Source organism: Blautia wexlerae (assembly GCF_013300825.1).
GTDB lineage: Bacteria > Bacillota > Clostridia > Lachnospirales > Lachnospiraceae > Blautia_A > Blautia_A wexlerae_B.
Map to the genome: position 1 here is coordinate 26,260 of NZ_JAAIMY010000002.1, position 23,712 is coordinate 49,971.

The 23,712-nt window shown below is 41.9% G+C and carries 19 protein-coding genes, 2 tRNA genes and 1 riboswitch; of the genes, 16 read left to right on the forward strand and 5 right to left on the reverse strand.

Annotation, left to right across the window (positions count from 1 at the left end):
• Positions 1-67: 67 nt before the first annotated feature.
• Together G4417_RS01665 and G4417_RS01670 are read left to right on the forward strand one after the other, a co-directional pair.
• Positions 68-1,483 carry an amidophosphoribosyltransferase gene (locus tag G4417_RS01665; RefSeq protein WP_173682416.1) on the forward strand — a complete coding sequence of 472 codons (1,416 nt, stop codon included), beginning with the start codon at positions 68-70 and terminating at the stop codon, positions 1,481-1,483.
• A 53-nt stretch (positions 1,484-1,536) separates the two neighbouring features.
• Entirely contained in the window at positions 1,537-2,139 is a 603-nt protein-coding gene (locus tag G4417_RS01670; protein WP_173682400.1) for a hypothetical protein, read from the forward strand.
• A gap of 78 nt (positions 2,140-2,217) precedes the next feature.
• Here the strand turns inward: G4417_RS01670 and G4417_RS01675 are convergent, their stop codons facing one another.
• Positions 2,218-2,433: a helix-turn-helix domain-containing protein gene (locus G4417_RS01675; protein WP_020993399.1), complete on the reverse strand. Its 216-nt coding sequence runs from the start codon at positions 2,431-2,433 to the stop codon at positions 2,218-2,220.
• 286 nt (positions 2,434-2,719) lie between these two features.
• On the opposite strand from G4417_RS01675, the gene G4417_RS01680 reads away from it, so the two are divergent.
• The 11 genes from G4417_RS01680 (at position 2,720) to G4417_RS01730 (ending at position 16,774) form a co-directional block, all read left to right on the forward strand.
• On the forward strand, positions 2,720-4,276 hold the full coding sequence (locus G4417_RS01680) for a YifB family Mg chelatase-like AAA ATPase (RefSeq protein WP_334296869.1): 1,557 nt from the start codon (positions 2,720-2,722) through the stop codon (positions 4,274-4,276).
• A 20-nt stretch (positions 4,277-4,296) separates the two neighbouring features.
• Positions 4,297-5,214, forward strand: a complete 918-nt coding sequence (gene dprA, locus G4417_RS01685) for a DNA-processing protein DprA (RefSeq protein ID WP_173682418.1) — start codon at positions 4,297-4,299, stop codon at positions 5,212-5,214.
• Between the two features lie 131 nt (positions 5,215-5,345).
• Positions 5,346-7,415, forward strand: a complete 2,070-nt coding sequence (gene topA / locus G4417_RS01690) for a type I DNA topoisomerase (protein WP_173682419.1) — start codon at positions 5,346-5,348, stop codon at positions 7,413-7,415.
• A gap of 373 nt (positions 7,416-7,788) precedes the next feature.
• Positions 7,789-8,574, forward strand: coding sequence for a GTP-sensing pleiotropic transcriptional regulator CodY (gene codY / locus G4417_RS01695; protein WP_008705703.1), 786 nt, complete (start codon positions 7,789-7,791; stop codon positions 8,572-8,574).
• Positions 8,575-9,139: 565 nt separating this feature from the next.
• The gene (gene groES, locus G4417_RS01700) at positions 9,140-9,424 is read left to right on the forward strand and encodes a co-chaperone GroES (protein WP_008705701.1); all 285 of its coding nucleotides are present in this window, start codon (positions 9,140-9,142) and stop codon (positions 9,422-9,424) included.
• A 130-nt stretch (positions 9,425-9,554) separates the two neighbouring features.
• Complete coding sequence (groL, locus tag G4417_RS01705; protein ID WP_173682420.1) at positions 9,555-11,174, forward strand: chaperonin GroEL; 1,620 nt, start codon at positions 9,555-9,557, stop codon at positions 11,172-11,174.
• A gap of 368 nt (positions 11,175-11,542) precedes the next feature.
• Positions 11,543-12,046, forward strand: a complete 504-nt coding sequence (locus G4417_RS01710; protein WP_173682421.1) for a DUF6106 family protein — start codon at positions 11,543-11,545, stop codon at positions 12,044-12,046.
• Between the two features lie 110 nt (positions 12,047-12,156).
• A complete protein-coding gene (gene guaB, locus G4417_RS01715) occupies positions 12,157-13,614 on the forward strand; it encodes an IMP dehydrogenase (RefSeq protein ID WP_173682422.1) in 1,458 nt (485 codons plus the stop codon).
• Positions 13,615-13,860: 246 nt separating this feature from the next.
• The gene (locus G4417_RS01720) at positions 13,861-14,565 is read left to right on the forward strand and encodes an N-acetylmuramoyl-L-alanine amidase family protein (RefSeq protein WP_173682510.1); all 705 of its coding nucleotides are present in this window, start codon (positions 13,861-13,863) and stop codon (positions 14,563-14,565) included.
• 124 nt (positions 14,566-14,689) lie between these two features.
• Positions 14,690-14,770: riboswitch (ZMP/ZTP riboswitch) on the forward strand.
• Positions 14,771-14,841: 71 nt separating this feature from the next.
• Entirely contained in the window at positions 14,842-15,555 is a 714-nt protein-coding gene (locus tag G4417_RS01725; protein WP_173682423.1) for an IMP cyclohydrolase, read from the forward strand.
• Positions 15,556-15,589: 34 nt separating this feature from the next.
• Complete coding sequence (locus G4417_RS01730; RefSeq protein WP_019160977.1) at positions 15,590-16,774, forward strand: phosphoribosylaminoimidazolecarboxamide formyltransferase; 1,185 nt, start codon at positions 15,590-15,592, stop codon at positions 16,772-16,774.
• A gap of 394 nt (positions 16,775-17,168) precedes the next feature.
• On the opposite strand, the gene G4417_RS01735 is transcribed toward G4417_RS01730, so the two are convergent.
• A tRNA-Gly gene (locus G4417_RS01735) sits at positions 17,169-17,241 on the reverse strand.
• A 421-nt stretch (positions 17,242-17,662) separates the two neighbouring features.
• On the opposite strand from G4417_RS01735, the gene G4417_RS01740 reads away from it, so the two are divergent.
• Positions 17,663-18,757, forward strand: coding sequence for a 3D domain-containing protein (locus tag G4417_RS01740; protein WP_173682424.1), 1,095 nt, complete (start codon positions 17,663-17,665; stop codon positions 18,755-18,757).
• Between the two features lie 103 nt (positions 18,758-18,860).
• Here the strand turns inward: G4417_RS01740 and G4417_RS01745 are convergent, their stop codons facing one another.
• A complete protein-coding gene (locus G4417_RS01745) occupies positions 18,861-20,144 on the reverse strand; it encodes an O-acetylhomoserine aminocarboxypropyltransferase/cysteine synthase family protein (RefSeq protein WP_055059960.1) in 1,284 nt (427 codons plus the stop codon).
• 120 nt (positions 20,145-20,264) lie between these two features.
• On the opposite strand from G4417_RS01745, the gene G4417_RS17670 reads away from it, so the two are divergent.
• Positions 20,265-20,366, forward strand: a complete 102-nt coding sequence (locus G4417_RS17670; protein WP_420314184.1) for a DUF6783 domain-containing protein — start codon at positions 20,265-20,267, stop codon at positions 20,364-20,366.
• Between the two features lie 107 nt (positions 20,367-20,473).
• Here the strand turns inward: G4417_RS17670 and G4417_RS01750 are convergent.
• Positions 20,474-20,546, reverse strand: a tRNA-Phe gene (locus G4417_RS01750).
• A 116-nt stretch (positions 20,547-20,662) separates the two neighbouring features.
• Positions 20,663-21,847: an iron-containing alcohol dehydrogenase gene (locus tag G4417_RS01755; RefSeq protein ID WP_173682425.1), complete on the reverse strand. Its 1,185-nt coding sequence runs from the start codon at positions 21,845-21,847 to the stop codon at positions 20,663-20,665.
• Positions 21,848-22,203: 356 nt separating this feature from the next.
• Here G4417_RS01755 and G4417_RS01760 point away from each other — a divergent pair, with 356 nt between their 5' ends.
• Positions 22,204-23,571, forward strand: a complete 1,368-nt coding sequence (locus G4417_RS01760) for an extracellular solute-binding protein (protein ID WP_243872046.1) — start codon at positions 22,204-22,206, stop codon at positions 23,569-23,571.
• The last annotated feature ends 141 nt before the right edge of the window (positions 23,572-23,712 follow it).

Genomic DNA, 23,712 nt, shown 5'->3' on the forward strand with positions numbered 1-23,712 from the left:
AATGGATTATCGAAGAGGATTATGATAAAAGTTGCCTGAAGATGATGAACAAAAGGAGAATACGATAATGGGTGGAATTTTTGGAGTAGCATCAAAGTCCAGTTGCATTCTGGACCTTTTCTTCGGAATTGATTATCATTCCCATCTGGGAACACGCAGAGGCGGAATGGCAGTGTATGATAAGAAACGTGGTTTTGACCGCGTGATTCATAACATTGAAAATGCGCCGTTCAGGACGAAATTTGATGGTGACATTGGTGAGATGGAGGGAAATCTGGGAATCGGATGTATTTCAGATAATGAACCTCAGCCAATTCTGGTGCGCTCTCATCTTGGCAACTTTGCAATTACCACAGTTGGAAAGATCAATAACATGGATGAACTGATTGCCAACTGTTTTAAAAACGGATGCACTCATTTTCTGGAAATGAGTGGAGGAAGCGTAAATCCCACAGAAATGGTAGCTGCACTGATCAATCAGAAAGACAACATAATTGAGGGAATCCGTTATGCGCAGGAAGTGATAGAAGGTTCTATGACCATGCTTATCCTGACATCAAAGGGGATTCTGGCAGCACGTGACCGTCTTGGAAGAACTCCGCTGATCGTGGGAAAGAAAGAAGATGCCTGTTGTGTATCTTTTGAGAGCTTTGCATATCTGAATCTTGGATATGAAGATCTGAAAGAACTGGGACCCGGAGAAATTGTTGCAGTGACTCCGGACGGTGTGGAAACCCTGCAGAAACCAGGGGAAGAGATGCGAATCTGTTCTTTCCTCTGGGTATATTATGGATATCCTACTTCTGCCTACGAGGGTGTGAATGTAGAAGAAATGCGTTATCATTGCGGTGATATGCTGGCCAAAAGAGACAGGGGAGAAGTAAATCCTGATATTGTAGCCGGTGTTCCGGATTCCGGTATTGCCCATGCAATCGGATATGCGAACCAGTCCGGTGTGCCTTTTGCCCGTCCGTTTATCAAATATACACCAACCTGGCCAAGATCATTTATGCCTACACAGCAGAGCCAGAGAAATCTTATCGCAAGAATGAAGCTGATTCCTGTACATCGTCTGATCAAGGATAAGAGTCTTCTGATGATCGATGATTCTATTGTACGTGGAACACAGTTAAGAGAAACAACGGAATTTCTTTACAGAAATGGTGCAAAGGAAGTACATATCCGTCCTGCGTGTCCGCCTTTGCTTTATGGATGCAAATATCTGAATTTCTCACGTTCTAAATCGGAGATGGATCTGATCACAAGACGTGTGATCGCCAAACGCGAGGGAGAGAATGTCAGTGATAAAGTCCTGGCAGACTATGCAGATCCAAATTCAACAAATTATAAAGAAATGCTGGAAGAAATCCGTAAGGAGCTGAATTTCACATCACTGAAATTCCACAGACTTGATGATCTGAAAGCTTCCATTGGAATTTCACCATGTAAACTCTGTACCTATTGCTGGGATGGAAAAGAATAAGGATTCTGACCTTCGGACAGTAACGAACAAGAAACAGAAGAGGAGATGCAGATTTGTCGGTAACAAACAATGGGAAACAGAAACGGAATAAAAAGAAAAAAAGACTTATAAAACTTCTGATAATTGTAATTATCCTGTTTATCCTGCTTATGCTGTCAGGTACTCTGCTGCTCCAACACAGAAAGAATGTGGACAGAGAGCAGAGAAAAGCAGAAGCGATCGCGGCACTGGAAAGAGTTCCCACTGTAACACCGACACCTGCAGCTACGCCCACACCTACCCCAACGCCGATTCCTACGGTAACCCCAACACCTGTGCTGGAAAGGGCATATGTTTTTAACCCGGAGGACTATCTGGGAACCTGGCGCAGTGAGAATGGCAGGGTTAAGATCAAAATTAAAAAACTCAGCCAGAAATCGGTTACATTCACTTATTGGCAGACAAATAAGAAAAAGACAGCTTCCTGTAAGGCAAAAGTAAAGAAATCCGTAGCAGGAAACGCGACCAGATTCTCGTTTACAGATTCGCTGGGAAATGTAGCAAAGGGTTATCTTACCTTTGATAATGGTCGCCTTTATGTGAATATTAAGACAAAGACAAAAGCGGAGGGTGCAAAAGTCCATCCTTCTGTGGATACTGTTATGATAAAAGAATAAAAGATACAAAAAATATAAAAGGATTCAGTAACATAAACAGTTACAGGAATCCTTTTATATTTAAAAAAGTGATTTTACTTATTTATTCATCTCTTTTTTATCAGTGCGTCCTACCAGATAATCAACACTTATATCGTAATAATTTGCCAGTCTGATAAGCATTTCAACCGGTATATTGCGTGAACCTGTCTCATAGTGAGAGTAGGAACGTTGGCTGATGTGAAGAATTTCGCTGAGCTGTTTCTGTGACATGTCAGCATCTGTACGTAAATCCTGAATACGCTGAAATTTCATATAGTTCACCTCTCTGTTTTGTAGTGTACTCCCAAACATGATCTGTGAAAAGCCTTCGCAGATTATGTACTGAAAAAAGTATAAAACAGAACAAAATGAACGGTTGCAAAACAGAGCAAAATGGTCTATAATAAAAATAATCTTTTTTCAAATCTGATTTCTGAAATAATTCCCAAAATAATTTTCAATGCAAGTTAAGTAATGTAACTATTCAGTTGTCGCTGTTTGGCGAGATGCTGAACTGTTATATATGTTTTTATGTGTGCATAAATATCGGGGGAGATTTATGCTAGAAGAAAGGAGTTTATATTTGTTTGCAAGTGTATTGTCAGCTGCGATTTTTGGGGTAGAAGTATGTCCTGTGCAGGTAGAAGCTGATGTAAGTAACGGACTTCCATCTTTTATTATGGTAGGGTTTCCTTCTGCACAGGTAAAAGAGGCACAGGACCGGGTGCGCACAGCGCTTAAGAATAATGGTTATCAGTTTCCGCCAAAGAGAATCACCGTCAATTTTGCTCCCGCAGATATGAAGAAAGAGGGGGCTGGTTTTGACGTGCCGGTGGCTGCGGCAGTACTGGCAGCCTTTGAGATGATCAGCCCTCAGGTTGTCAGTGGGGTGATGATGGCAGGAGAAATCGGGCTGGACGGAGAGATTCATGGAATCTCCGGAATCTTGCCTATTGTGTTGTGCGCAAGAAGTCTGGGCAGCCGTTTTTGCGTAGTTCCCTATGAGAATCTGAAAGAAGGAAGACTGATCAGAGATGTACCGGTAGCAGGAGTAAAAAATTTACAGGAACTGGTCGAGTGCCTTAAGAATCCGGAACCGTATCTGACGAGGAAAATACAGGAAGAAATTCCTTCTATTATAAATACAGATATGGGAATGGATTTTTCGGACATAGAAGGACAGGAAGGAGCAAAGAGAGCGGCAGAGATTGCAGTAAGTGGATTTCACAATCTTCTTCTTATCGGACCTCCGGGGACAGGTAAAACCATGCTTGCCAGAAGACTGCCGACGATCATGCCTGGGCTTGGCTTTGAAGAAAAGCTGGAGCTTACCAGAATTTACAGTATCGCAGGACTTCTTTCAAGAGAACATCCTCTGATCGATGAGAGACCATTTCGCAGCCCCCATCATACAAGTACTCCGCAGGCAATTGCAGGAGGCGGGCGTAATCCCAGACCCGGCGAAATCACTCTTGCGCATAAAGGTGTACTTTTTTTGGATGAAATGCCGGAATTTTCCAGAGCAAGTCTGGAACTTCTGCGACAGCCCATGGAGGATAAAGTGATCCAGATAGCCAGAGCAAGCGGAACTTACAACTTTCCGGCGGATTTTATGTTATGTGCAGCGATGAATCCCTGTCCCTGCGGTTATTATCCGGATTTAAACAGATGCACCTGTACAGCAGGCGAGATCACACATTATATGGGAAAAATCAGTCGCCCCCTTCTGGACAGAATTGATATCAGCACTGATGTACCGCCGGTTTCTTTTTCACAGCTTCATTGTGGAAGAAGGGGAGAAAATTCCGCTGCTATCAGAAAAAGAGTGGAAAAAGTACAGAAAATCCAGGAAGAACGGTATAAAGAAGAGAAGATAAATTTTAACGGGCAGTTGAAGAGCAGCCTGATCGATAAATTCTGTCCTCTTACAGACAGTGCATCACGACTTCTGGCAAGAGCTTTTGAAAAAATCGCGTTCAGTGCCAGATCCTATCACAGGATTCTGAAGGTAGCCAGAACGATTGCTGACATGGAAGGGGATGAAATGATCGCCAGTCATCATATCGGAGAAGCACTTTCGTACAGGGCATTTGACAAAGATTCTGTCATAAAATAAAGACCAGTGAGGTATTTTATATGGAAAGAACTGATGTAAAAAGAAATCACACAGAAGGATACAGTACAGACCAGATACGATGTATTGAGAAGTCAGATCCGGAATATCCGCAGATAATGAAGCAGTATCCCTCTATGCCGGCAAAGCTTTATGTAAAAGGCAGGCTTCCTGCTCCGGAGCGAAGAACAGTGGCAGTGATCGGTGCCAGAATGTGCAGTCCTTATGGAAGGATACAGGCTTTCCGGTATGCGAAAGCTTTAAGCGAAGCAGGAGTCCAGATTATCAGTGGTATGGCACTTGGCATTGATTCAGAAGGGCACAAAGGTGCACTGGAAGGAAATATGCCTACATTTGCAGTGCTTGGAAGTGGTGTTGATGTATGCTATCCGAAATCTAACAGAAAACTCTATGAGAGGATCCTATGGGAAAATGGAGGGATCATCAGTGAATGCCCACTGGGTTCCGGACCTGTCTCCTGGCATTTCCCTGCGCGCAACCGAATTATCAGCGCATTATCAGATGCTGTCCTGGTAGTGGAAGCAAAAGAAAACAGCGGTTCATTGATCACAGCGGGTTTTGCACTGGAGCAGGGAAAAATGGTCTATGCAATTCCGGGGGCAGTGACAGATGATCTCAGTAGAGGCTGTCATAAGCTGATCTATGATGGTGCAGGAATCGCATACTGTCCGGAAATTATGCTGGAAGAACTTGGGATTTCGGCGGCAAAAGTAACGCAAAACGGTGAAAAAAATAACTTGGGACTTGCAAGAGATTTGAATATGGTGTATAGTTGTCTCGATTTACGACCAAAAAATCCCGACTACATTGTGAGAAAAACAGGCTTTTCCCCGGCACAGGTAAGCAACTGTCTTGTGGAACTGACACTGCGGGGGCTCATAAGAGAGAGCGGGAGACATTATTATGTAAAAGACAGTTGACGATTTATGATTATTGTGCTTCACATTTCTGCGGCGCAGGGCGATTTTCATATGTGACAATATCGCTGTCAGGCAATGTGCCCGTTCAGGGACACTGTGAAGAATAACAGATTACGACTAGGAGAGGTAGCATGGCGAAATATCTGGTGATAGTAGAGTCACCTGCAAAAGTGAAAACAATAAAGAAATTCCTCGGTGCAAATTACGATGTGGAAGCTTCTAACGGACATGTCCGTGATTTCCCGAAGAGTCAGTTCGGAATTGATGTTGAGCATGATTTTGAACCCAAATATATAACGATCAGAGGAAAGGGCGAGCTGCTTGCGAAGCTTCGCAAAGCAGCAAAGAAAGCTGATAAGATTTATCTTGCAACTGACCCTGACCGCGAGGGAGAGGCAATTTCCTGGCATCTGATGCAGGCATTAAAAGAAGATCCTAAGAAGATGCACAGAATTACCTTTAATGAGATTACCAAGACAGCAGTAAAATCATCAATCAAACAGGCCAGAGATCTGGATATGGATTTGGTAGATGCACAGCAGGCAAGACGTATGCTTGACCGTATGGTAGGCTATACCATCAGTCCGCTGCTCTGGGCAAAAGTGAAGAGAGGATTAAGTGCGGGGCGGGTGCAGTCTGTTGCACTTCGTATCATCTGCGACAGAGAAGATGAGATCAATGCGTTTATTCCGGAAGAATACTGGAGTCTGGAGGGAGAATTCCAGGTAAAAGGTGAGAAGAAACCGCTGCAGGCGAAATTCTATGGAACAGATAAGAAGATGGATATCCACAGCAAAGAGGAAATGGATAAACTCCTGGCTTCTCTGAAAGATAAAGAATATGAGATTACTGAAGTAAAGAAAGGCGAGAGAATCAAGAATGCACCGCTTCCCTTTACTACAAGTACCTTACAGCAGGAAGCTGCCAAGACTTTAAACTTCTCCACACAGAAGACAATGCGTCTGGCACAGCAGTTATATGAAGGGATTGATATCAAAGGAAATGGAACAGTAGGTGTGATTTCCTACCTGCGTACAGATTCCACCCGAATCTCAGAGGAAGCAGATGCTGCCGCAAGAGAATATATCACTGGTCAGTACGGAGAGGATTATGTTTCAAAGTCTGAGAAAACTGTGAAAAAGGGACAGAAGATCCAGGATGCTCACGAAGCAATCCGTCCTACAGACATCAGCCGTACACCGGCTGTACTGAAGGAATCTCTTTCAAGAGATCAGTTCAGACTGTATCAGCTTATCTGGAGACGATTTGCGGCCAGCAGAATGGCTCCTGCAAAATATGAGACTACATCCGTAAAAATTGGTGCGGACGAGTATATTTTTACAGTCTCTGCCTCCAAGATCATATTTGACGGATTTATGTCTGTATACACAGATGAAGAGGACCAGAAAAAAGGAAACGTGCTGAATCAGAGCCTTGAGAAAGGAGTAAGGCTTAGTCTTAAGGAATTGAAACCGGAGCAGCATTTCACACAGCCTCCTGCACATTATACAGAGGCATCTCTGGTTAAGACAATGGAAGAACTGGGAATCGGACGTCCAAGTACCTACGCGCCGACAATCACAACGATTATCAGCCGACGTTATGTTGCAAAAGAACAGAAGAACCTGTATGTCACAGAGCTAGGAGAAGTTGTTAATAATATTATGAAGCAGGCTTTCCCGAGTATTGTAGATGTAAACTTTACTGCGACTATGGAAGGGCTTCTGGACTGTGTGGCAGCAGGAACTGTAAAGTGGAAGACAGTAGTAAGCAACTTCTATCCGGATCTGAAAAAGGATGTAGATGCTGCAGAGGAAGAACTTGAAAAGGTCGACATTCAGGACGAGGTCACAGACGTAATATGCGAAAACTGTGGCAGGCATATGGTAATCAAATATGGTCCCCATGGACGTTTCCTTGCATGTCCCGGATTTCCGGAATGCAAAAATACCAAACCATATTTTGAAAAGATTGGTGTGCCATGTCCGAAATGTGGAAAAGAGATTGTGCTTAAGAAAACCAAAAAAGGACGTAAATACTACGGATGTGAGGATAATCCGGACTGTGATTTCATGTCCTGGCAGAAACCATCGGCAAAAAAATGTCCAAAATGTGGAAGTTATATGGTGGAAAAGGGGAATAAACTTGTCTGCAGCCAGGAAACATGTGGATATGTAGAGGCAAAGGACGAGAAAGAATAATTACAGAGTGTCAATGCTATAAATGGGACTGTTGCAACAGCAGAAAATGAATTTCATTAATGCAACAGTTCCGTTTTTTTTGTCTTACAGTTAGTGACTTTGTGATCTTTTTCCTTCAATCCTTTGAATTTTTGATGCGGATATTTATTGAATAATATTATAAAAGGAATCTATTTTCAGAAAAGCAAAAATAAATAAAAAAATAGTAAAATTTGTCTTGTAATTCGCCGTTGAAACGTGTAAAATCAAAGTATCAGTAATGTTAATGTCCATGTGTGTCTGAATCTTCTTGAAGAGCAAAAGAAAATGACTGCTCATTTATGAAATAGTGCCGGAAAGATTTCAGATATGTACAGGGTGAAAGGAGGACAATATGAGTGTTCAGCTGCTGGATAGAACAAGAAAAATTAATAAACTCCTGCATAACAGCAGTTCCAGCAAAGTGGTATTTAATGATATCTGTCAAGTCCTGATGGAGACACTGAGTTCCAACATTCTGGTTCTCAGTAAAAAAGGAAAGGTTCTTGGCGTCAGTTTATGCCCGGGTGTAGAGGAGATCACTGAACTGATTGAGGATAAGGTTGGCGGATATGTAGATTCCCTGTTAAATGAGAGATTTCTGGGTGTCCTGTCAACAAAAGAGAATGTAAATCTTCAGACACTGGGATTTGAACATGTATCAAGCAGTTATCAGGGAATCATTAATCCGATAGATATTGCAGGGGAGCGATTGGGTACAGTATTTATGTACCGTTATGAGAAACCATATGACATTGAGGATATTATTGTCAGTGAATATGGAACAACAGTTGTAGGGCTTGAGATGATGCGAGCAGTCCATGAAGAGAATGCTGAGGAAGATAGAAAACAGCAGGTAGTAAAATCTGCATTTAATACCTTATCTTTCTCCGAACTGGAGGCAATTATCCATATCTTTGACGAACTTGACGGAGATGAGGGAATTCTGGTTGCAAGTAAGATTGCAGACCGCGTGGGAATCACCAGATCTGTTATCGTAAACGCATTGAGGAAGTTTGAAAGTGCCGGTGTGATCGAATCCAGATCTTCCGGTATGAAAGGAACCTACATTAAAGTGCTGAATGAAGTCATCTTTGATGAACTGGAAGAGATTAAAGCTCAGAGAAACAAGAAATCCTGATATAGAAACTTCCGTAAATAATGAAGGTAAGAAGGCTGTCTGCTGTATGTCGGACGGTCTTTTTATTATGTCGTAGAAAATTACTCCGCAATGTGCCTATAACATAATAAAGCTCTCCGGACTAGTGTACCGACAAGTTGATTTCTCGAACAATCTTGCGTCTAAATTTCTTATTTCGGCGTTGTCGTCGGTCGCCGTAGCCACCGCTACGCCTCCTTCCTCCGCCTTGAAATAAGAAAATTTATCCTGCAAGATTGTTTCAAGAATCAACTTGTCGGCACACTAGTTATGACAAAATTATTTGCAAATTAAGAAAATAAAAGAAAAAAAGAGTATATATAAGTAAAAAAGAGTATATATATTATTTTATAATGATAAAAGCACTTGCGAAATTGACTCATTTTCAATAATATAAGGACAGTGATTAGCACTCGAAGTAAATGAGTGCTAGCAAAAAACGGCAGAATTAGACAGAGTGCCGAAACAGTTACCGGATATTTTGCAATAACGAAAAGAGTACGGTAACAGGAAAGCTTTAGTTGGAGAATAAAGGAGGATATAGATCATGACATTAGTACCTTTAGGTGACAGAGTTGTATTAAAACAGGTTGAAGCAGAAGAAACAACAAAATCCGGAATCGTTCTTCCGGGACAGGCACAGGAGAAACCACAGCAGGCAGAAGTTGTAGCTGTAGGACCTGGCGGAGTTGTTGATGGCAAAGAAGTAAAAATGGAAGTAGCTGTAGGTGATAAAGTTATCTACTCCAAATATTCAGGAACAGAAGTAAAAATGGATGGCACAGAATACATCATTGTAAAACAGAATGATATTCTTGCAATTGTTAAATAAGCAATATCAAATAGAAAATATAAATGAAGATACTTATAAGATGATATTTACAGAATATAATATAAAATATCGGATAAGTATCAGAAAGAATTCATAGAGATCAGAATTTGAATCAGGAGGTCATATTATCATGGCAAAAGAAATTAAATTCGGCGCAGAAGCCAGAGCAGCTCTTGAAGCTGGTGTAAATAAATTAGCTGATACAGTAAGAGTAACATTAGGACCGAAAGGAAGAAACGTAGTTCTTGACAAACCATACGGTGCTCCGCTTATCACAAACGACGGTGTTACAATTGCAAAAGAAATTGAACTGGAAGACGGATTCGAAAACATGGGCGCACAGCTGATCAAGGAAGTTGCTTCCAAGACAAACGATGTAGCAGGTGATGGTACAACAACAGCTACTGTTCTTGCGCAGGCTATGGTTCACGAAGGAATGAGAAACCTGGCAGCAGGCGCTAACCCGATCATCCTCAGAAAAGGTATGAAGAAAGCTACAGATACAGCTGTAGAAGCAATCAAGAACATGAGCCAGACAATCAGCGGAAAGAAACAGATTGCAAACGTTGCATCTATTTCTGCAAGCGATGAAACAGTTGGACAGTTAGTAGCAGACGCCATGGAAAAAGTTTCCAAAGATGGTGTTATCACAGTAGAAGAATCCAAGACAATGCACACAGAACTTGACCTTGTAGAAGGTATGCAGTTCGATCGTGGATATGTATCCGCATATATGTCAACAGATATGGAAAAAATGGAAGCAAATCTGGAAGATCCATATATCCTGATCACAGACAAGAAGATCAGCAATATCCAGGAAATCCTTCCATTACTGGAGCAGATCGTAAAAGTTGGTGCTAAACTTCTCATCATCGCTGAAGATGTAGAGGGCGAAGCTCTTACAACTCTGATCGTAAACAAGTTAAGAGGAACATTCCAGGTAGTAGCTGTCAAAGCTCCTGGATATGGCGACAGAAGAAAAGAAATGCTTCAGGATATCGCAATCCTTACAGGCGGTCAGGTTATCTCCGAAGAAGTTGGTCTGGAACTGAAAGATGCAACTATGGAGCAGTTAGGACGTGCGAAATCTGTTAAAGTTGCAAAAGAAAACACAGTTATCGTTGACGGTATGGGCGACAAAGATGCAATTGCAAACCGTGTTGCACAGATCCGTGGTCAGATTGAAGAAACAAAATCTGAATTTGATAAAGAAAAATTACAGGAAAGACTTGCAAAACTGGCTGGCGGCGTAGCTGTTATCCGTGTTGGTGCTTCCACTGAGACAGAAATGAAAGAAGCTAAGCTTCGTCTGGAAGATGCTCTTGCAGCTACAAGAGCAGCAGTAGAAGAAGGTATCATCGCAGGTGGCGGATCTGCTTATATCCACGCATCCAAAGAAGTTGCCAAACTTGCAGCTACTCTGGAAGGTGATGAGAAGACAGGTGCAAACATTATCCTGAAAGCTCTGGAAGCTCCTCTGTACCGCATTGCGGCAAACGCAGGACTGGAAGGCTCTGTAATCATCAATAAAGTAAGAGAATCCGAACCGGGAATCGGTTTCGATGCTCTCAATGAGAAATATGTAGATATGGTAGGCGAAGGAATCCTTGACCCTGCAAAGGTTACAAGAAGTGCCCTTCAGAATGCTACAAGCGTAGCATCTACATTACTTACAACAGAATCTGCTGTTGCGATCATCAAAGAAGACACACCGGCACCGGCTGCTAACCCGGGAATGGGAATGATGTAATCTTTAATAAACGATAAATTATACCGCAGTATGCTTATAGCAATCCTCTGAAATAATGCATCTTAATCCAGCCCATCAGAGTGTGAAATCCTGCGTCAGATATCTTTGCCGTGCGTCAGCACGCCTGCAGATATCTTCCTTGTCTTTCGCACTCTGCTGAACTGTCTTAAATGCATTATTTACGAGGATTACTATAGATAAAAACAGCGCAGGCGGAAATATGTGAAACGGAACCGTCGTCATAGACGATGGTTCCGTTTTGTGATATAATGCAGAAAAACAGCATGATGAATAAAATATAATTGTTAAATATGCTGTGCAAAAAAAGCTGCTTTCAACAGCAGAACAAATGAAAAGGAGACGAAACAATGGGCGACTTGTATTCAGAATTACTGGTAAAGAAAGATAAGACGGCTAAAGATAGCCTGCTCAAATACGGTCTGATCGTTTTGACCGTGCTGGCAGTATTTGCTGGACTTATCATCACACCGCTGGCACTGATCATTGCCGTAGCACTTGGAATTGCATGTTATCTTGTAATCCCGAAAACAGATGTAGAATATGAATATCTGTTTATCAATGGCGATTTTGACATCGACATGATCATGTCAAAGACAAAAAGAAAGAAAGTAAAGAGTTTCAAATTATCAGAGGCAGATCTGGCTGCACCGCTGAATTCCCACAGAATGGACTATTATAACGGAAACCAGAACATGAAAGTACTTGACTTTTCATCAGGAAATCCGGAGCATAAACGCTTTGGTGTTATCATGAGACTGGATGGAAATTTATGTAAGATTATCCTGGAACCGGATGAGGCGCTTGCACAGGCTATGAAAAATTCAGCACCGAGCAAAGTTTTTTTGGATTGACATAGAAACTGATTTTTGTTACACTTGTTGAAAATAAAAAGGACCAGTCACTGGTTCCTTTTTACATTACAATAGTAATTTAATTTCATATACGCAAGGGAGGAAATGCAATGGGTACTATCATTGGTGAAGGCATTACTTTTGATGACGTTCTGTTAGTTCCGGCATATTCAAAAGTGATTCCGAATCAGGTAGATGTCACAACGTACTTAACAAAGAAAGTTAAACTGAACATTCCTATGATGAGTGCAGGAATGGATACAGTAACTGAACATCGCATGGCAATCGCTATGGCAAGACAGGGTGGTATTGGTATTATTCACAAGAATATGTCCATCGAAGCTCAGGCAGAGGAAGTGGATAAGGTAAAACGTTCTGAGAACGGAGTTATCACAGATCCTTTTTATTTATCTCCAGAGCATACACTCAGGGATGCAGATGAGTTAATGGCGAAGTTCCGTATTTCCGGTGTGCCGATCACAGAAGGCAGAAAACTGGTAGGAATCATTACTAACCGTGATCTGAAGTTTGAAACAGATTTCAGCAAGAAGATTAAAGAGTGCATGACTTCTGAGGGTCTGATCACAGCCAAAGAGGGAATTACACTTGAGGATGCCAAGAAGATTCTGGCAAAATCACGTAAAGAGAAATTACCTATTGTAGATGACGACTTTAATTTAAAAGGCTTAATTACTATTAAAGATATTGAGAAACAGATCAAATATCCTCTGGCAGCAAAGGATGAGCAGGGACGTCTTCTCTGCGGTGCGGCAGTAGGAATCACAGCAAATGTACTTGCACGTGTAGATGCACTTGTCAAGGCATCTGTAGACGTAATCGTTATTGATTCTGCCCACGGACATTCTGAAAATATCCTCAAGGCTGTACGTGAGATCAAAGCAGCATATCCGGATCTGCAGGTAATTGCAGGTAACGTTGCAACAGGTGCTGCAACAAAGGCACTGATTGAGGCTGGCGTAGATGCAGTTAAAGTTGGTATCGGACCTGGATCTATCTGTACCACACGAGTTGTTGCAGGTATTGGTGTTCCGCAAATCACAGCTGTTATGGACTGCTACGAAGCTGCAAAAGAATACGGAATCCCGATCATCGCAGATGGCGGTATCAAGTATTCAGGAGACATCACAAAGGCAATCGCAGCCGGTGCGAATGTCTGCATGATGGGAAGTATGTTCGCAGGATGCGACGAGAGCCCGGGAACATTCGAACTGTATCAGGGCAGAAAATACAAGGTATATCGTGGTATGGGATCTATCGCAGCTATGGAAAACGGAAGTAAAGACCGTTACTTCCAGGAGAATGCGAAGAAGCTTGTTCCGGAAGGTGTAGAAGGACGTGTTGCTTATAAGGGACATGTTGAGGATACTGTATTCCAGCTCATGGGTGGTCTCCGTTCCGGTATGGGATATTGTGGAGCAGAAACTATTGAGAAACTCAAAGAAACAGGCAGATTCATCAAGATTTCTGCAGCGTCTCTTAAGGAATCTCATCCACATGATATTCATATCACAAAAGAAGCTCCGAACTATAGCGTAGATGACAAATAATAAATTTCAGGTGTAATATATGCCCGGCTGGCTGCTGATGGAAAGAAATAAGATTTCCAGGCATGCCGGCCGGGTTATTTTTTTCAGGGAGTAAAAATCCCGTAAGAGAAGGTAAAAATGCAAAAGCATACAAACAAAAAGAAAAAAACAAATACCAGAACAGGGAAAACTGCAGTAAAAAAGAAAAGCAGCAGGTCGAAAAGACGAAAGAGCAGCAGAGTAAGGCAGAGAAATCAGAGAATTCTTATGAGTCTCATGCTGCTCGTGATCATAGTTCTGAGTGGGTGGATCATAATAAATTGGATCAGTGAAAATGGATGGAGTATTGGGGACTTTTTACATAATTCTGACACGATGATTTCTGATGCAGACCAGTCAGGAACAGATAATGCGGATTCTTCAGGCGGACCGGAACAATGGCAGAAAGAAGGGGCGCCGTACATAGATGTGGAACTGCTGACACCGAATGAATATTCCAGACCGCAGATTCCCATTGAGAGTGTACAGTATATTGCCATTCACTATACTGCAAATCCGGGGGCAACAGCCATTGCGAACAGGAACTACTTTGAAAATCTGGCGACTACTCATGACACAAAGGTGAGCAGCCATTTTGTAGTGGGTCTGGATGGGGAAGTGGTGCAGTGTATTCCTACGTCAGAGATGTCCTATGCGACGAACTCACGTAATATAGATACTTTGTCCATCGAGTGCTGTCATTCGGATGAGACGGGGGAATTTAATGAGGCAACTTATGATTCGGCAGTAAAGCTTTCTGCGTGGTTGTGCGTGCGGTTTGGGCTTACCTCAGAGAACGTGATTCGGCATTATGATGTTACCGGGAAAGACTGTCCGAAATATTATGTGGAGAATCCGGAGGCATGGATACAGATGAAATCGGATATTGCAGCGCAGATTGATGTTGATTATGGTTTGCAGAATGCTCGATAAAACGAAAAGTTACAGAGAACGGAGTGAACAGTAACAACAAAAATTCAGCACAGCACAAAAAAATTTGCCTTGAAATCCACAAAGAAGTATTGTACTATAATAACAACGTGTGATTTTTTCACAACAGAGTCTGCATGACTGGCGGAAGTAGGGTTACCTACAGGGAGTGCAGCGAGTATATGAGCCGACCGCCTGGGCAGCCTGGAAATTATTCAATGAATAAATAGGTTTCCCAGGCTTTTTTTAACCTTATTTTTAACGAAAAGGAGAAAAATTATGGAAATGTTATCACTGGAAAAAGAACTGAAAGAGAATTCCTATCCTGGAAGAGGAATTGTGATCGGACGTTCCGCAGACGGTAAGAAAGCAGTGACAGCTTATTTCATCATGGGCAGAAGCGAGAACAGCAGAAACAGAGTATTTGTAGAGGATGGTGAGGGAATCCGTACCCAGGCATTTGACCCGTCCAAGCTTACAGATCCAAGCCTGATCATTTATGCACCTGTACGTGTACTGGGAAACAAAACAATCGTAACTAACGGAGATCAGACAGATACCATTTATGAGGGAATGGATCATCAGCTTACTTTTGAGCAGTCTTTAAGAAGCAGAGAATTCGAGCCAGACGGTCCAAACTATACACCTCGTATTTCCGGTGTTATGCATGTAGAGAACGGAAAATTCAACTATGCAATGTCAATTCTCAAGAGCAACAACGGAAATCCGGATGCATGTAACAGATACACATTTGCATACGAGAATGCCATTGCAGGAGAGGGACATTTTATCCACACTTATAAATGCGACGGAAATCCACTTCCAAGCTTTGAAGGCGAACCGAAACTGGTAGCAATTCCGGATAATATGGATGAGTTTGCAGAACTTCTCTGGAACAGCCTGAACGAAGATAACAAAGTATCTTTGTTTGTAAGATATATTGATATTGAGACAGGTAAGTACGAAAGCAAGATCATTAATAAGAATAAATAAAATAGGGCAGATATGATAATGGAGGATTTATATAATGAAAGAATTCGAATTAAAATATGGCTGTAACCCAAATCAGAAACCTGCAAAAATTTATATGGCAGACGGATCAGAACTTCCGGTGAAGATCCTTTCCGGAAGACCGGGATATATCAATTTCTTGGATGCCTTTAACGGCTGGCAGCTGGTATCAAACCTGAAGAAAGCAACTGGACTTCCGGCAGCTACATCTTTTAAACATGTATCTCCTGCAGGTGCTGCTGTAGGACTTCCACTGACAGAGACTCTGGCAAAGATCTACTGGGTAAATGATATGGACTGGAAGAATTTTTCACCATTAGCATGTGCTTATGCAAGAGCCCGCGGTGCTGACAGAATGTCCTCTTTTGGTGATTTCATTTCTCTTTCTGATGTGTGCGATAAAGATACAGCACTTCTGATCAAGAGAGAGGTATCTGACGGTGTTATTGCACCTGGATACACAGAGGAAGCACTGGAGATCCTGAAGCAGAAGAAAAAAGGAAACTACAATGTAATCCAGATCGATGAGAACTTTGTACCGGCTCCGCTGGAACACAAAGAAGTATTTGGTGTAACTTTTGAGCAGGGCCGTCAGGAGCTTGAAATCGATGATGCAATGCTCTCCAATATTGTGACAGAGAATAAAGAGCTTACAGAGGAAGCAAAACGTGATATGAAGATTTCTCTGATCATTCTGAAATATACACAGTCCAACTCTGTATGTTTTGTAAAAGATGGACAGGCTATCGGTGTTGGTGCAGGTCAGCAGTCCCGTGTACATTGTACAAGACTTGCAGGACAGAAAGCTGACAACTGGTTCCTTCGTCAGTGTCCGAAGGTGCTGAATCTGCCATTTAAAGATACAATTTCCCGTGCAGAGCGTGACAATGCCATTGATGTTTATATCGGGGATGAATATATGGATGTACTTGCTGACGGTATGTGGGAGAAAACTTTCACAGAGAAACCGGAAGTATTTACAAAGGAAGAGAAACGTGCATGGCTGGATCAGATGACGGATGTTACACTGGGATCTGATGCATTCTTCCCATTTAGTGATAATATTGAACGTGCGCATAAGAGCGGTGTGAAGTATATTGCTGAGCCGGGCGGATCTGTGCGTGATGATGCTGTAATCGAGACCTGCAATAAGTATGGAATGGTGATGAGCTTTACTGGTATCAGATTGTTCCATCACTAAATTCTTGATATGGGGACGCGCAGGACATTATATGTTTTTGCCCGCGGTTTCGGAGCCTAAGAAAAACTAAGCGCCAGGAAATCTGCTAAAAACATGTAAAAAAAATTTCAAACTCGCCGCAAATGCGGCTCAGACAGTGAAATTTTTTTACATAACGCAGATTTCCTGGCGCTAACTTTTTCTAAGACTTCTGCAAATGCGGGCAAAAACATATAATGTCCTGTGCTGGTTATTGATTTAACCGAATCAAGCAAGTACCCTGCTTCAATTGCGAATATCCGCTTGAATCAGGGATATTGGCTATAGATGTTATTCGCAGATATGGAATTGCTATAGTTATGGAAAGTTAATAGAAGGGGATGAAAAAAGCATCAGCCTTAGCTGATGCTTTAAGAGCGATAGACGGGGCTCGAACCCGCGGTCTCGACCTTGGCAAGGTCGCGCGTTACCAACTACGCCACTATCGCATTTATGATGTCGGTTGAGTGATTTCCTCAGCGACGAAATATATATTACCATAGAATGCGAGGCTTGTCAAATGATTTTTGAAAAAAATTATAAGAAAATTTATTTTTTCAAATTCTGAACATTTCGTGAAGTCTGAGGGTGGTAAATTGCAAAATGAGAGGGGCTGTGCTATGATTAATGGATGCAAAGAAACTATTTATAGCAATTCTATAAATTACTGCAAACAATCCAGTCCATCATAGCGTGAAGTCCTGCGTCAGATATCTTTGCCGTGCGTCAGCACGCCTGCAGGTATCTTCCTTGTCCTTCGCGCTCTGCTGAACTGTCTTGATTGCATTATTTTATGGAAATGCTATAGCATGCTACTGTGAAGGTATTGAACAGTCATACGCAAAGCAATAAAGGAGATGAGGCTTGTTTATGAAGAAAAGACTGATGTTGCTGGCCCTTTGTTCTGCGCTTATGGTTCCGACTACAGTATCTGCGGATATTTTGGATTATGAAGGAACTATCAATGCATATAAGCAGGACAATAAGACGGCGCAGACTTTTGAAGTGGACGATGGAAATGGAAAGAAGGTAACGGCAGTTGCAAAGTCAGATACTGTTTCCATATCTGCGAAATATACATATATACGGTCTAACCCTGGAAAGAAGGCCGGAAAATTAAAGAAGGTATATCTGGGAACAAATGTGAAACGTGTTGCGGTATGCGATAATGGGTGGAGCAAGGTGACTTATGAGCATAAAGGAAAGAAGGGTGTTCAGAAGATCAATGGATATGTCAGGACGAATGAGATTAATGACAGTGATCAGGTTAAACCTGCAAAAGGTACTTTTACAGCGTTGCGAGACAGTGATATTCTGGATTATCCGGGTAAGAAGGATGGCGAAGTAACGGGAGAGATTATCCAGGAGGATAAGGTTAAGCGTATTGCTACCGTGAATGATATCTGGAGCCAGATTTCCTATAAGAATGATAAAGGAAAGAAAGCTATTGGCTATATTCCCACCAGTGTACTTGAAAATGTAACAGATACGAAAGAGACTAAGGAAGAAACAAAGATCGCAGAAGTAGACGGTCAGGAAGCGGGAGTAATCCATAAGAGTGAAGGCAAGGGCGTTTTTGCGGATGCTGTTGATGGTGTGACTGCATCCAGAGATAAGAGTGTTGAAGGCGTTAAGGTAGGAACGCCGGTTGCAGTATCTTCAGATGCAACGTTGAAGCCGCTGGGGACATTTAAGATTACTCATTATTGTCCATGTAGTATCTGCTGTGGTCCGTGGGCGAATGGCATTACTTCTACAGGTGTGACGGCTACGACGAATCGTACGATTGCTGTAGATCCTACACAGATTCCGTATGGATCAAAAGTTGTGATTAATGGTCAGGTTTATGTAGCTGAGGACTGTGGCGGTGCGATTAAACATAATTGTATTGATATTTATGTTGCTACTCATCAGGAAGGGGAAGATAAAGGCGTATATTATACAGATGTATATCTGCTTGAATAAAAATTCTGAAGAATATTTTTGGATAAAATAATAAAAATCCGGCAAAAACCAGAAAGTGATAAAATCACTTTAGAAGTTTTGCCGGATTTTTTGAATTTGGTTTTTAAGCGTTTTTTAATGCCTGTTCGATGTCAGCAATGATGTCTTCAACATTTTCAATACCAACGGAGAGACGGATCATTCCCGGTGATACGCCGGCTTCTGCAAGCTGTTCATCATTCATCTGGCGGTGAGTATGGCTTGCGGGATGCAGGATCATGGTCTTGGAAGCTGCTACATGAGTTGCGATGGTGGCAAGCTTTAAGCTATCCATAAAGCGGACTGCAGCTTCTCGGCCTCCTGTCAGTTCAAAGGAGATAACGCCGCAGGTTCTGCCTTCGTTCATGTATTTCTGAGCAAGTGGATAGTATTTGTCATCAGGAAGTCCTGCATAGTTTACATGAGATACTTTCTCATGGGCATTCAGGAATTCGGCAATCTTCTGTGCATTATAGCAGTGACGTTCCACGCGGAGAGGAAGAGTTTCAAGTCCCAGGTTTAACAGGAAGCAGTTTGTAGGAGACGGGATAGAGCCCAGGTCACGCATCAACTGAGAGGTTGCCTTTGTGATATAAGCCTTCTTTCCAAACTGTTTAGTATAAATAACACCATGATAAGATTCATCCGGTTCAGTCAGTCCATGATATTTATGTCCATAGGCATCCCAGTCAAAGTTACCGCTGTCAACGATAGCTCCGCCAACCTGCACAGCATGTCCGTCCATATATTTGGTTGTGGAATGGGTGACGATATCAGCTCCCCATTCAAAAGGACGGCAGTTTACAGGTGTAGCGAAGGTGTTGTCTACAATAAGCGGAACTTCATGTTCGTGAGCAACCTTTGCGAATTTTTCAATATCAAGAATTACCAGGGCCGGGTTTGCGATGGTCTCTGCGAAAAGTACCTTTGTATTAGGACGGAAGGCAGCTGCAATTTCTTCAGGGCTAGCATCGGTGTCAACGAAAGTGCAGTCAATGCCAAGCTTTTTGAAGGTAACAGCCAGGAGGTTAAAGGTTCCTCCGTAAATAGTAGAAGCCGCCACAACATGATCACCTGCTTCGCAGATATTGAAGACTGCATAGAAGTTGGCAGCCTGTCCGGAAGAGGTAAGGATAGCGGCAACACCACCCTCCAGATCTGCAATTTTTGCTGCTACAGCATCATTTGTGGGGTTCTGCAGACGGGTATAGAAGTATCCTTCTGCCTTAAGATCGAAGAGCTGTCCCATTTCATCAGTAGTATCATATTTATAAGTGGTACTCTGATAAATCGGGAGTGCGCATGGTTCACCCTTAGACGGAGTGTAACCGGAATGGAGACATTTAGTCTCGACTTTAAAGTCACTCATGAGTTTAGTTCCTTTCTTATGTGAAATATTGCTTCAATAAAATATTGTATTAATATTGGGAAAATTGTGATGATATTGATACAAAATTTCATGATAGTCTTAGAGCGTGTTTGAAAAATCATTCCCACAAATTGTGACGCACATCTTGCGGAAAGCATTTTTCAAACAAGCTCTGGAAAAATTATACTGCTGAAAGTGAGAGAAGACAATATTAAAAAATGAAATAAAAAAATGCTCAGGCTTTTTCTAACCAGCCGTGAGCAAAAAAAGAAAATAAAAAATGCCCAGGCTTTTTCTAACCAGCCGTGAGCAAAAAAGAAAATAAAAAATGCCCAGAGCCGGAATCGAACCAGCGACACGAGGATTTTCAGTCCTCTGCTCTACCAACTGAGCTATCTGGGCATTTGGTCTGTGAACTGTTGTGTATCACAAACCTTATAATAGCATATTGATTGTTTGAATGCAAGTAATTTTTATGATTTTTGCGAAAAAAGAGAAAATTATAACAAAAATTTATTTTATCTTGCCATAAGGTAGATTTTTTCCATATCTCTCATATTGAGCTGTTTAAAGACTCCAATGGTGCGAGTGTCTTCAAAACTGCATTTGAATGCAAGATCATGAATTTGCTGATCTGTGAGATCCAGACCCAGTTCATGTAAACTGGTGGGCATTTCTACAGACCGGAAAAAATTTTCCATTGCTTCAATTCCTGCAAGGGCTGTTTCTTTATAATCAGTTCCACATGGAATGTCAAATACATTGGTGGCAAACTGAGCAAAACGTTCAGGGTTTACATCGTAGACGTATCGTGCCCAGCTTCCCCAGATAGCTGCCAGACCTGCTCCGTGAGTTACATTGTAGACACCTCCCAGTTCATGTTCAAGCTGGTGGCATGCCCAGTCACCACCACCTGTACCGCATCCGGTCAGACCGTTGTGGGAAAGGCTTCCTGCCCACATAATTTCTGCCCTGGCGCTGTAATTGTCTGGTTCTTTCATAAGAATACGGGCATTGTAAATGACTGTCTGCATCAGAGCTTCGCTGATACTGTCTGTAATCTCCATAGTTTCAATATTTACAAAATATCGCTCCATGGTGTGCATGAGGATATCTACACATCCGCTTTCTGTCTGATACTGTGGGAGTGTGTAGGTGAGACGTGGATTTAAGATGGCAAATTTCGGCCTGCAGTAATCTGTCTTTGCACATCCACGTTTTTCTTTTGTTTTTTCATTTGTGATAACACTGGAACTGCTCATTTCACTTCCGGAAGCTGCAATTGTAAGGATGACACCAATGGGCAGACAGCCGGTTGGAACAGCTTTTTTCAGACAGAAATCCCAGACATCATTGTTCGGATTGGCAACGCCATAGCCGATGGCTTTGGAAGAGTCAATAACACTTCCTCCTCCTACAGCAAGGATAAAGTCTACATGTTCTTTTTGGCATAATTCGATTCCCTCGCGGACTTTGGAAAGAAGTGGATTAGGAATGACACCACCCAGGGTGATGTATTCAAGACCTTCTTCTTTCAGATTAGAAGTGATCTCATCAATCAGTCCGGAACGGACAGCACTCTGACCTCCATAATGGATCAGAACTTTTTTTGCTCCATACTTCTTCAGCAGGGAACCTGCCTGAAGGTGGGTATCTTTTCCAAAGAGAACCTGTGTTGGTGTATAATATTCAAAATTTCTCATAATATGTAAACGACCTCCTATAAATTGAAAGGTTAACTGAATCAGGTAAGCCCTCTGCTTTAATTGTAAAATGTAATGAGCAGTAGGTGGGACTTCCTTTTTATATTAAAGCAAATAATGGAAAAATAGTCAAAAAATAATAAAAAAATTAAAATTTGAAAGCAATTTTTGTTGGTTCTCAGAAGACATTTTTGGAAAGATTCCAGTACAGATATCTATAATTTTCTGCACACAGAAAACGGAAAGATAGAAATTTATAGATTTTGGATAGAATATTTTATGGGCATTATGTGAATGGAATGCTATGATAAATACACTTAAATATACAAAGTGAATAAAAAAGGAGGAAACAAGAAATGAAAAAAAGAATGTACAAGATTATGGCACTTGCCATGACAGCAGCTATGGTGGTACCGATGGCAGCGCAGACAACTGCATTTGCAGCTGACGACAAAGAAATTACTTACTGGAATATCGCGGTAGAGAGCCCGGACAAAGATATTGTTACTGCAGCAGTAGACAAGTTTAACAAAGAAACAGAGTCAGGCTATACTGTAAATCAGGTAGCTATCCAGAACGATACATACAAGGAAAAACTTGTTATCGCGATGAGCTCCGGTGAGTGTCCTGATATGTACTCAAGCTGGTCCGGTGGTCCGATGTATGAATATATTGATTCCGGATTTGCTCAGCCGATTGATGATCTTCTTGATCAGTCCGATGTTAAAGATAAACTTCTGGATGCAGCTATTGAACAGGGAAGCTACAACGGACATGTATATGCAATCCCATATCTGAATGTTTCTCTGGCAGGTATCTTCTACAACAAAGATATGTTTGAAAAGTACGGACTTGAAGAACCGAAGACATTAGCTGATCTGGAAAATATCTGTGCAACATTAAAAGAAAACGGAATTACACCTTTTGCACTTGCTAATGCTTCCAAATGGACAGGTTCCATGTACTTCATGTCTCTGGCAGCACGTTATGGCGGACTGGAACCATTCCAGAATGCAGTTGCAGGAACCGGTAAATTCACAGATGACTGCTTCATCAAAGCAGGTGAGAAGATTCAGGAGTGGGTTAACAACGGATACTTCCCGGATGGCGTAAACTCCTTAAGCGAAGATGACGGACAGGCAAAACAGTTAATGTATCAGGAGACAGCAGGTATGCTTCTCTGTGGCTCATGGTATACAGGAACATTCCAGACTGACAGTGAGGAATTCTATCAGAAGATCGGCTGGTTCCCATTCCCTGCAATTGATGATTCCGATGCTGATCCTACAATCCAGATCGGTACTGTAGGTGATCAGTTCATTTCCTTTAACTGTGAAGGTGATAAACTTGCAGCAGCATTTGAATGTGCAGCAGATCATTTATCTGATGAAGTTGCAGACATTACATACTCTAACAACAAGATTGTTCCTGTAAAAGATGCAGGAGACCACATCAAAGACCCTGTTGTAAAGGAAATCTTTGATGCAGCCCAGGAAGCATCTTCTATCCAGTTGTGGTATGACCAGTATCTGCCAACATCTGTTGCATCTGCACATCTTGATGGCTTACAGGAAGTATTTGGTCTGACAAAGACTCCTCAGGAAGCACAGGAAGAAATGCAGACAGCAATGGACGAATATTTAAGTACCAAATCTGATTCCGGCGCAGCAGATGATACTGCAGAAGAAGCTACAGATGATGCAGCAGCAGATGATGCTGAATAATCTTTAAAGGAAAGCAGGCATTCATTCTGACCTGAGTAAGGGTAGAAAAGAAGGGTTCTGCACATGCTGAAAGTGCAGAACCCTTTATCTTGAAAAACAATATGTGAGTACACAGAGTGTGCTTGAAAAATCATTTCAATG

What these genes read in the sequence shown, in the direction of transcription:
- G4417_RS01665 (WP_173682416.1), top strand. Translation starts at nt 68, where the DNA reads ATGGGTGGAATTTTTGGAGTAGCATCAAAGTCCAGTTGCATTCTGGAC.
- G4417_RS01740 (WP_173682424.1), top strand. Translation starts at nt 17,663, where the DNA reads ATGAAGAAAAGACTGATGTTGCTGGCCCTTTGTTCTGCGCTTATGGTT.
- G4417_RS01745 (WP_055059960.1), bottom strand. Translation starts at nt 20,144, where the DNA reads ATGAGTGACTTTAAAGTCGAGACTAAATGTCTCCATTCCGGTTACACT.
- G4417_RS01720 (WP_173682510.1), top strand. Translation starts at nt 13,861, where the DNA reads ATGAGTCTCATGCTGCTCGTGATCATAGTTCTGAGTGGGTGGATCATA.
- topA (WP_173682419.1), top strand. Translation starts at nt 5,346, where the DNA reads ATGGCGAAATATCTGGTGATAGTAGAGTCACCTGCAAAAGTGAAAACA.
- G4417_RS01725 (WP_173682423.1), top strand. Translation starts at nt 14,842, where the DNA reads ATGGAAATGTTATCACTGGAAAAAGAACTGAAAGAGAATTCCTATCCT.
- guaB (WP_173682422.1), top strand. Translation starts at nt 12,157, where the DNA reads ATGGGTACTATCATTGGTGAAGGCATTACTTTTGATGACGTTCTGTTA.
- G4417_RS01710 (WP_173682421.1), top strand. Translation starts at nt 11,543, where the DNA reads ATGGGCGACTTGTATTCAGAATTACTGGTAAAGAAAGATAAGACGGCT.
- codY (WP_008705703.1), top strand. Translation starts at nt 7,789, where the DNA reads ATGAGTGTTCAGCTGCTGGATAGAACAAGAAAAATTAATAAACTCCTG.
- groES (WP_008705701.1), top strand. Translation starts at nt 9,140, where the DNA reads ATGACATTAGTACCTTTAGGTGACAGAGTTGTATTAAAACAGGTTGAA.
- G4417_RS01680 (WP_334296869.1), top strand. Translation starts at nt 2,720, where the DNA reads ATGCTAGAAGAAAGGAGTTTATATTTGTTTGCAAGTGTATTGTCAGCT.
- G4417_RS01760 (WP_243872046.1), top strand. Translation starts at nt 22,204, where the DNA reads ATGAAAAAAAGAATGTACAAGATTATGGCACTTGCCATGACAGCAGCT.
- G4417_RS01730 (WP_019160977.1), top strand. Translation starts at nt 15,590, where the DNA reads ATGAAAGAATTCGAATTAAAATATGGCTGTAACCCAAATCAGAAACCT.
- groL (WP_173682420.1), top strand. Translation starts at nt 9,555, where the DNA reads ATGGCAAAAGAAATTAAATTCGGCGCAGAAGCCAGAGCAGCTCTTGAA.
- dprA (WP_173682418.1), top strand. Translation starts at nt 4,297, where the DNA reads ATGGAAAGAACTGATGTAAAAAGAAATCACACAGAAGGATACAGTACA.
- G4417_RS01755 (WP_173682425.1), bottom strand. Translation starts at nt 21,847, where the DNA reads ATGAGAAATTTTGAATATTATACACCAACACAGGTTCTCTTTGGAAAA.
- G4417_RS01675 (WP_020993399.1), bottom strand. Translation starts at nt 2,433, where the DNA reads ATGAAATTTCAGCGTATTCAGGATTTACGTACAGATGCTGACATGTCA.